Here is an 8,403-nt window from a genome sequence, read left to right as displayed (position 1 = left end):
GCCTGCCGGGCTCGCTTGACCGCGCCGAGCCAGTGCCACGGGGATCCCCGGCAGGCTGGACAGCAGCACCAGTACGCCATACGCCAGCGAAATGGCCACGCCTTGCGCAGGCGGCATGCCCACCAGCATCCATAAACCTGCTGCGGCGCCCTCGCGTACGCCCCACCCGGCTACCGAGAGCGGCACCAGCATGGAAAGCAGCAGTACCGGTGCCAACGCCAGCAGTTCAAAGGCAGGTACCGGACTACCGATGGCCCTGGCCGCGCACAGCATGACCAGGCCATAGCTGATCACGATGGTCAGCGACGAGCCCAGTTGCAGGGGCCATACGCGACGCTGGAACAGCCCCCGGCGCAGGTCGCGCCCCAGCGTTTGGCACCAGCGCGGTAGCGCCAGCCGTTGGCGACGCGCCCAATGTATCAGCAGCGCCAGTCCTGCCAGGCCAAATAGGGCGCCAGCCGCCAATGACATCAACACCGTAGGGCCCAGCGCAGCGTGCCACAGCGGCGATGCCAGCAGCGCTGCCAGCGTGAGCAGCGCCACGGCCACCTGACCAGACGCGCGCTCGATCACCACCGCCCGCCAGGCGCTGCCACGAGAAGTGGCCTGGCCCGCATGGCGGTGCGCGCGCCCGGCATCTCCCAGCACCCCGCCTGGCAGCAGCTGATTGACCAACAGCGCCAGGTAGTATTCACGCAGGGCGTAGCCAAAACGCAGCGGCACACCAATCAGCCCCGCCGTGAGCTGCCAGCGCCACGCACTGAGCATGACTTGCAGCACGCTGATGGCCAGCGCCAGAACCATCCAGCCCAACGAGAAGCGCTGCACTTCGGCCATGATATCGGCAGGCTCGACCCACAAGGCGACCGCCAGCAGCAGCATGCCGCTGACCAGGCAACGTCGTACCCAGGGCGCACGCCAGCCACGCGCGAGCACTCTGCTACCCCGCCGCCGCTGGCAGCGCCAGCAGATCGTGATGGCCTACCCACACACCCCATTGGCCACGCTCCACGGCGTCCAGCCTGGCCGTGCGCCATTCGGCAATACGCGTGGCCGCTTCCGGCGCCTGCTCCGTGGCGGCGGCGGCCCAGCCCTCTATCAGCGAGCGAATCAGCGGCTCATGGGTGGCGTCTCCTGCGGCCAGTTGCCAGGGCGTGGCGGCCTCTTCAAGGCTATACCCCCGGCGCTTGAGCGCCTCCGCGAGCGCCGCATGGGCGTGGCCTCCTAGCGCCTCGCCCAGCCCCTTGTCACGCTGCTGGTGGGCATTGAACAGGCCCCGTACGAAGCGATCTTCGGGGTGATCGAGTGGCTGGTGCTCCGCATCGATGAAGCACCACTCCCCCGTCACGCTGAGACTGACCAGCAGCGCCTGCCGCTGCTCGGCGCACTGGGCGGCCAGCGCATCGATCCACGGCTGGGAGACCAGATCGATGAGCGCCGAGGCACTGACCACATCGGCTTCCAGCAAGGCAGAGTGCGCCAGCTTCGCCAGCGAGGTGCAGTGGGTTGCCACCTGGACGGGCTGGCCACGGGCATCGTGGAGCTGCATGGCACGGCCACGGGCTTCCTTGAGCAATTCAGGGTCGTGGTCGAACAACGCCCAGCGCTGAGGAATGCTCAGCCGGGGCACCAAAAACTGTACGTTGCTGCCCCGCCCACAGCCCAAATCTGCCAGGGTGACGCTGTCACGGTTGGCCAGCCAGGCATTCAAACCTGCTACCAGCGCGCTGCTGCGCGACTGGCTATCCACGCGCTCGCGCTGGCTGAGCCAACTGGCCGCAAACTGGCTGCCTGCGGTCATGTTCGGCGCGACCCCCATGTTCAGCGCGCTGGCAAACTGCGCACCCGCCGCCTGCCAGTCATTGAGTTCTCCGCGTGCGACCGCAGCGCCTGCCCGCAGCGCCGTGCGTAGGGCCTGGTCACTGCAGAACTGCTCCAGCGCCGCCTGCAATGCGGGCACATCGCCAGGCGCAACGCTCAAGCCAGCGCCTTCGGGTAGCGTATCGCGCAAGGCGCCACCGGTGGTGGTGATCACGGGCAGGCCATGGGCCAAAGCTTCGGTCACCACCATGCCGTAACCTTCGTACCAGGAAGGCAGTACCAGCGCATGAGCCTGGTGATAGGCAGCTTCCAGGGTGGTGGCATCACACTCACCGTGCAGCGCGATGCGCTCGCCCAGGTGATGCTCTTCCACGCGCTGGCGAACGCTGGCGCTGAACTCGGCGTCTCGCTCGGCACCATAGCAGTCACACTGCCAGGACAGATGGGTCAGCCCTGCCAGCGCCTTCACCAGCACGTCCTGCCCCTTGCGTGGCGTCAGGGTGGCAACGCACAGCAAGCGCAGGGGTTCACCCTCACGCGGCGCCGGGCTGATAGGGGCATGCGCCACGCCAGGCTCCACCACGCTGATCGGCGCAGTGATCGGCACGGCGTACTGCTCGGCCAGCGCCTTCAAGCGCCGCGCGGTGAAACGGCTGGTCACGATGATACGCGCCACGCCGCCAAGCCCCGTCAGCTCACTGCGGTGCAGATGCTGCTGCTCATCGCTGGACAGCCCCTGCTCATCCCCCAGCGGGTGATGCAGCAGCGCGGTCAGGTCTAGCCTGTTGGCATGTCGTGCGACCACGTCGGGCAGCGCACCTACGGCCAGGCCATCGAGTATCACTCGGGCGCCTGACGCCTGCTGCTCCAGCGCGTGGGCCAGGGCGCTCGCCGCGACCTCATCGGCCAACGGGAAGCACCCTTCCAGGCCCACCACCGTCACCTGGTGGCCCTGCTCGCGCAGCGCCTCCACGATGCGGGCATCATAGAGATAGCCGCCAGTACGCTGGCCAGGGTCGCCGGCCACGATCAGGGTAAATCGTTGGCTCATAGCTCGCCTTCGTAGCTTGCCCAGGCCACATGGGATTCATGCAGCTTGATTTCCATGCGGGTCAGCCCCTTGGCAGTCTCTCCCATCCTGCCGCCACGAATCGCTTCGGCCAGCTGGTCGAAAATCACCTTGGCCATGAATTCGGTGGTAGTGTTCTGGCCGGTAAACTCGCTCACCTCGTCCAGGTTGCGGTAGTTGTATCCCGCCAACACTTCCTTGACGGTTTCACTGGCCAGCCCGATATCGATGACCAGGCCATCTTCATCCAACGCGGGGCGCTGAAAGATGACATCCACCACATACGTTGCCCCATGGGTACGCTGCGCAGGGCCGAAGACCTCCCCTTTGAAGCTATGGGCAATCATGAAATGGTCACGAACACATAAACGGTACATGGCAACTCCTTGGGTTATTCAGGTTCATCCTGAACGGGGTAACGAATGCGATGGCACAATGCCTTGCTGCCCGGGCCAAACAACGCCAGCGCCAGGGCAGGCAAGTCCATGAAATTGCTCTCACCGCTGATCAAGACATCCAGCGTCGGGTCGGCCAGCAGGCGCAACGCCAGAGCCAGGCGACGCTGGTAGTTCCAGCGAGGTTGCAGCTTGGCAGGCAGTTGGCCCACCTGGCTGGCGCGCAGGGTCAAACGTTGGGAATGGAACGCGCCGCCCAGGGGCAGCGCCACGTCACCCTCCCCGAACCAGCTCATTTCGATCACGCGCCCTTCCTGGCCCACCAATGACATGGCCAGGCGAAGGCCCTCAGGATGACCGCTGGCATGAATCACGCAATCCTGATCCGCAGGGGCCTGCTCCGGCAGGGCAAACGGCACCCCCAGCGCATCGGCCAACGCCTCACGCTCGCCATTGATATCGATGAGCTGCACCTGCACCCCAGCAATACGCGCGCACAGGTAAGCCACCAGCGCACCCACGACGCCGCCGCCCACGACACATACCCGTTCACCCAGCATGGGGTTGGCGTCCCACACGCCGTTGATGGCCGTTTCCATGTTGGCGGCCAGCACCGCCCGGTAAGCCGGTACGTCAGCGGGCACCGGCACCACCATGGTGGCCGGGACGATATAGCGGTCCTGGTGGGGGTGAAGACAAAATACGGTCTGGTCGACCAGCGCCTGAGGGCCATGGGTCACGCGGCCTACACTGCAATAACCATATTTGACAGGGCTAGGGAACTCCCCCACCTGAAAGGGCGCGCGCATACGCTGGGTCTCGCTGCTCGGCACACGGCCATGAAACACCAGCGACTCGGTGCCTCGACTGACGCCGCTGTAAAGCGCACGCACACGCACATCGTCTTGGCCCATGGCAGGGAGAGATTCGGACTGAATTGCACCGTGGCCTGGGCGGGTGACCCAAAAGGCCTGAGCGGTATCAGGCACTGACATGACATTTCCTTATCGTTGAAGCGCAAGTTCCCTGCGTTGACCCAAGCCTTTGCAAGAGTTGGCGACTTTTCAAGGGCTAACCTATAGCTTAGCTTAGAAAAGAAAACGGTCTATTAACGTTTATTAACCTTCGTGACGCGGCTCGACAGCTCACCAGCAAAGCACAAGCAGCGCGCCATATCTATACAATAATGATACATTGATAAATTATTGCACCACTAATTTCAACTGCGGATGACGATGCCGCTTCGAGAGCCTCCATGCCCCCAGCCTCACACACTACGGAATCGCCACGCTTCAACCGGCTTCATAGCAGCCTGGAGCTGCTGCTGGGGGGCCTGTTACTGGGCGGTTTGGGATGGCTCATGGGTCCGCTCATGGCGAGTGCCGCCAACTGGTGGTTAGCCGTCGGCTTATATGCCGTGATGAGCGCGCTAGTGCTGTTGTTTTGGCCCTACGGTGCGCTGGGCTGGGCGAATAGAGTCACCCTCGTGCGTGGTGTACTGGTGGCACTGGTGGCTGGCGCCCTGGTGGGCGGCGCCTTTCAACAGGCCATTGGGCTATGGCTGGGTGTCGCCATGATTGCCCTGCTGCTGGACGGCGTGGACGGCTGGATTGCCCGCCGCACCCACAGCCACTCGCCCTTTGGCGCACGCTTTGACATGGAGCTGGATGCCCTGCTGATCCTGCTATTATGCCTGGCCCTGATGCGCGCAGAAGCCCTGGGCCCCTGGGTATTGCTGATTGGCGCAATGCGCTATGGCTTCGTGGCAGCAGGATGGCTGCTGCCTTGGCTAGAGGCGCCGTTGTACGACAGCTTCCGCCGTAAACTGATCTGTGTCTGGCAGGTCACGGCACTCCTGTTGGCACTGACTCCCTTCACCTCCTCCCTTTACGCCAGCCTGCTGGCCCTGGGAGCCCTGCTCAGCCTGGCTTACTCCTTTGGGGTAGACGTATGGTGGCTGTATCAACGGCGTCCGCGTCGTTGATGCTCATGACGAATAGCGCCAGGCTCACTCTAAAACCTGATAGGATTCCGTCCATTCAAATACCCGACCCACATACTCGGGTATAGGTATTCACTGGTTCTTCAGATAACGTGAGCCGTTTGCGATGACACCTGTAGCCCTGCTCTTTTTAGCGGTTTCCATGTCGGCGGATGCCTTTGCTGCATCACTCAGCAAAGGGGCCGAACTGACCAAACCACGCTGGCGACATGCCCTTGGCATTGGCCTGATATTCGGCACCATCGAAGCGATCACCCCAGTACTGGGCTGGGTAGCAGGCAAGGCTTCTCAACAGTACGTGGAAGCCTGGGACCACTGGGTCGCGTTTGTACTGCTGACCGCCATTGGCCTGCACATGATGTACGAAGGGCTCAAAAAAGAAGAGCAGGTAGCCCACCGCAAGCAAACGCTATGGCTGCTGGTACTGACCGCCATTGCCACCAGCCTGGATGCCATGGCCGTCGGCGCCAGCCTGGCGTTTATCGACGTGGATATCATTACCACCAGCCTGGCCATCGGCCTGGCGACCACCGTCATGGCCTCGATGGGCACCTTGCTTGGCCACAAACTGGGGCGCTACGTAGGCCACTGGGCAGAACTGATAGGCGGGGTAGTATTGATCGGGATTGGGGTGATGGTACTGATAGAGCATACCGGCGGTGGCGTTACCGGTATGCTACAGGCACTGTAACCTGCGTAGCCTCATGTACATCACCCGCAGGGTAGCCCATGAGCCACCCTGCGGGTAATCAGGAGCGATGTTTAGCGCTCATCCAGATACGCTTGCACCACCTTCCCCAACGACGCAATGGCTTCGTTGCGTGCCTCGAACGATGCGTCTGTTTCGGTGAGGTAGAACACAGCCACGGTGGGCGCCTGCTCAGGAGGCCAGATGATGGCCGTGATGGAACGAGAGCCATAGCCACCTGCGCCGGTTCTATCGGCGATCACCCAATCGAAAGGCATGGCGGCACGAAACAGCCCATCGGCCACGGCGTTGCCCTTCATCCAGTCTTGTAACTGCTGCCGAGATTCCGGGGTGAGCACATCGCCCAGCACCAGCGTTTCCAGCGTGGCCAACATGGCATTAGGCGTGGTGGTGTCGCGCTCATCCCCGGGCGTGGCTTCGTTCAGCTCGGTCTCGAAACGGTCGAGCCGCGTAACGGAATCGTCCAGGCGGCGCGCAAAAGCCGTGATGGCTTCCGGCCCGCCCAGGGCTTCCAGTATCAGGTTGGCCGCCGTGTTGTCGCTGGTGGTCATGGTGGCATCGCACAGCTCGAACAGCGTCATTGGCTGGTGCCCCGCATACTGCTCGGTCACCGGCGAGTAAGTCACCAGCGCCGATTCATCGAAACTGACCTCGGTATCCAGCGCTAGCCGCCCTTCATCCACCTGCTCCAGCAGCGCGCCACACGCCAGCGTTTTGAACGTGCTGGACATGGCAAAGCGCTCATCCGCGTTCACCTCCCAGCGCTGGCCCGTGGCCAGATCATGCGCCGCAAAGCCAATGCGCGCGTCCAGCGCCTGTTCGATACGCGCCAGCTCAGCGCTGATAGGGTCGTCTTGTGCCATTGCAACAGACGAAGCGAACAGCACGCACGCCGATAGCGTGGCACGCATCCAGCGTGGTTGGCGGTGATTCATGGGTAACCTTCCTGGGCAGTAAGGGAAAATAGACAACATGAGTGTAGCGCTATTCTTACGAGGGGCTAAAACGCATCAGCAGCTCCGGCGCTCCCGTGTGTTCATCCTGCTGTTCGCCCATGCGCACAAAGCCGCGCGCTTCGTAAAAACGAATGCTGGGCGTATTCTGGGCATAGACGGTCAGTTCCAGCCATGCTCGACGGCGTTTGGCATCTTCCAGTAGCGCACTACCCAGGCCACGGCCTTGCCCCTCTGGCTGCACGAAAATCGCGGCCAGGGTGTTCTCGTAAAGGCTATAGAAGCCCACCACCTGGCCTGAGGTTTCGGCTACGTAGGTTTCTGAGGCGGGAAGGTATCGCTCCCGCATGGCATCGCGCTGGGCGTGCCAAAAGTCAGGCTCGATAAAATCATGCGCCTGGATAGACGCCGCCAGCCAAATAGCCAGCACGGCCTCCATGTCGTCCGCCTGAAAGGCACGAATACGATAGTGATGTGAGTGAGCGTGCATGACATGCCTACTGAAGCAGAGCGTGAAGTGCCTGAAGGCTCTCGGGCGAGGCCTGGATACGCTGGCAGTGGTTGGTTTCTTGCTCCCAGGTAGCCGCCGAGGCCACATGCAAATGCACTGCCACCCTGGCATCGGTCTCGCCTTCCAACAGCCCGGCAGGCACCCACATCCAGTCGCTGCCGCGCAGTTGATTCGGCACCGGACTACCGCAGGTGGCACAAAAGTCGCTGCGATAGCCGCTTTCCCGCTGATACGAGCGGACATTCCCCTGCCCCGAGCGCCACTGAAACTGCTCCCCCGGCACGAAGGTGGCCGCATTGGCCGCCGCGCCGGTGGCCTTGCGACATAACGAACAGTGGCACTGGTACAGGTGAGGCAGCTCACCCTCGATCGTGAACGCCACTTCCCCACACAGGCACTCGCCCTTCATGTTCTGCTCCTTGAAAATTCTCCGCACGCCATCGCTGGCTACGCCATGCTGGGGTTATACAGAATCACCTCATCCCCGGCACCATAACCGCTGACCACCGCCGCGCGGGAAACCCCCAGGGTCGATTGATACAGTTTTTCCGCGAAGTTGCCTTCCGAGGTGGTCACCATCACCGCCCCGACACCGCAGCCCAGGCCTCGCACGTGGGTCTTGAACGGTGCCAATGACTCCACGATGAGCCGCTTACCCAGCCCCTGGCCCGCCGCGTCGGGATGAATGCCGATCTGCTCCAGCTCGATGATGCTTTTTTCCCGAAAGCCGTTCTTTACGCACCACAGAATATAGCCACGCACCACGCCCGCTACTTCTACCACGTAGTACACGCCCCGCGGGTAGGCGTTAAACGATGCCTCGATCCACTGGGCATGGTTCTTCTCGCGGGGGAAACAGGCCTGATACACCTCGGCCATGGCGGCAATATCGCTTCTTTCTGCTGCTCTTACGGTCACTTTAAAATCCTTTTCTTGCGGGCTT

General features: G+C 62.6%; 10 protein-coding genes. 2 read left to right on the top strand and 8 right to left on the bottom strand.

The window, feature by feature from the left end:
- From B7L71_RS15840 to B7L71_RS15825, 4 genes are all read right to left on the bottom strand, one after another.
- The coding region (locus B7L71_RS15840; RefSeq protein WP_446497442.1) for a lysylphosphatidylglycerol synthase transmembrane domain-containing protein at nucleotides 1-882 on the bottom strand (882 nt) is incomplete at its 3' end.
- Between the two features lie 58 nt (nucleotides 883-940).
- Nucleotides 941-2,872 carry a glycosyltransferase family 4 protein gene (locus B7L71_RS15835; RefSeq protein WP_081139067.1) on the bottom strand — a complete coding sequence of 644 codons (1,932 nt, stop codon included), beginning with the start codon at nucleotides 2,870-2,872 and terminating at the stop codon, nucleotides 941-943.
- A complete protein-coding gene (locus B7L71_RS15830) occupies nucleotides 2,869-3,267 on the bottom strand; it encodes a 6-pyruvoyl trahydropterin synthase family protein (protein WP_081139066.1) in 399 nt (132 codons plus the stop codon). Before B7L71_RS15830 ends, B7L71_RS15835 begins: the two co-directional genes overlap by 4 nt.
- 14 nt (nucleotides 3,268-3,281) lie before the next feature.
- Nucleotides 3,282-4,280 carry a zinc-dependent alcohol dehydrogenase gene (locus tag B7L71_RS15825; protein ID WP_081139064.1) on the bottom strand — a complete coding sequence of 333 codons (999 nt, stop codon included), beginning with the start codon at nucleotides 4,278-4,280 and terminating at the stop codon, nucleotides 3,282-3,284.
- A 260-nt stretch (nucleotides 4,281-4,540) separates the two neighbouring features.
- Here B7L71_RS15825 and B7L71_RS15820 point away from each other — a divergent pair, with 260 nt between their 5' ends.
- Both B7L71_RS15820 and B7L71_RS15815 read left to right on the top strand, forming a co-directional pair.
- Nucleotides 4,541-5,269 carry a CDP-alcohol phosphatidyltransferase family protein gene (locus B7L71_RS15820; RefSeq protein ID WP_081139063.1) on the top strand — a complete coding sequence of 243 codons (729 nt, stop codon included), beginning with the start codon at nucleotides 4,541-4,543 and terminating at the stop codon, nucleotides 5,267-5,269.
- Between the two features lie 124 nt (nucleotides 5,270-5,393).
- Complete coding sequence (locus tag B7L71_RS15815; RefSeq protein WP_016914633.1) at nucleotides 5,394-5,978, top strand: manganese efflux pump MntP; 585 nt, start codon at nucleotides 5,394-5,396, stop codon at nucleotides 5,976-5,978.
- 71 nt (nucleotides 5,979-6,049) lie between these two features.
- On the opposite strand, the gene bla is transcribed toward B7L71_RS15815, so the two are convergent.
- The 4 genes from bla to B7L71_RS15795 all read right to left on the bottom strand — a co-directional run.
- Nucleotides 6,050-6,970 carry a class A beta-lactamase gene (gene bla / locus B7L71_RS15810; protein WP_371827789.1) on the bottom strand — a complete coding sequence of 307 codons (921 nt, stop codon included), beginning with the start codon at nucleotides 6,968-6,970 and terminating at the stop codon, nucleotides 6,050-6,052.
- Between the two features lie 16 nt (nucleotides 6,971-6,986).
- Nucleotides 6,987-7,439, bottom strand: coding sequence for an N-acetyltransferase (locus tag B7L71_RS15805; protein ID WP_016914635.1), 453 nt, complete (start codon nucleotides 7,437-7,439; stop codon nucleotides 6,987-6,989).
- Between the two features lie 7 nt (nucleotides 7,440-7,446).
- Nucleotides 7,447-7,869 carry a GFA family protein gene (locus tag B7L71_RS15800; RefSeq protein WP_016914636.1) on the bottom strand — a complete coding sequence of 141 codons (423 nt, stop codon included), beginning with the start codon at nucleotides 7,867-7,869 and terminating at the stop codon, nucleotides 7,447-7,449.
- Nucleotides 7,870-7,907: 38 nt separating this feature from the next.
- Nucleotides 7,908-8,403, bottom strand: a 496-nt coding sequence (locus B7L71_RS15795; protein ID WP_212636767.1) for a GNAT family N-acetyltransferase, incomplete at its 5' end; no start/stop codon positions are given.

This window comes from Halomonas sp. BC2 (assembly GCF_002078115.1).
Classification (GTDB): Bacteria; Pseudomonadota; Gammaproteobacteria; order Pseudomonadales; family Halomonadaceae; genus Vreelandella; species Vreelandella stevensii.
This window is presented reverse-complemented; position numbering and strand designations above follow the sequence as displayed.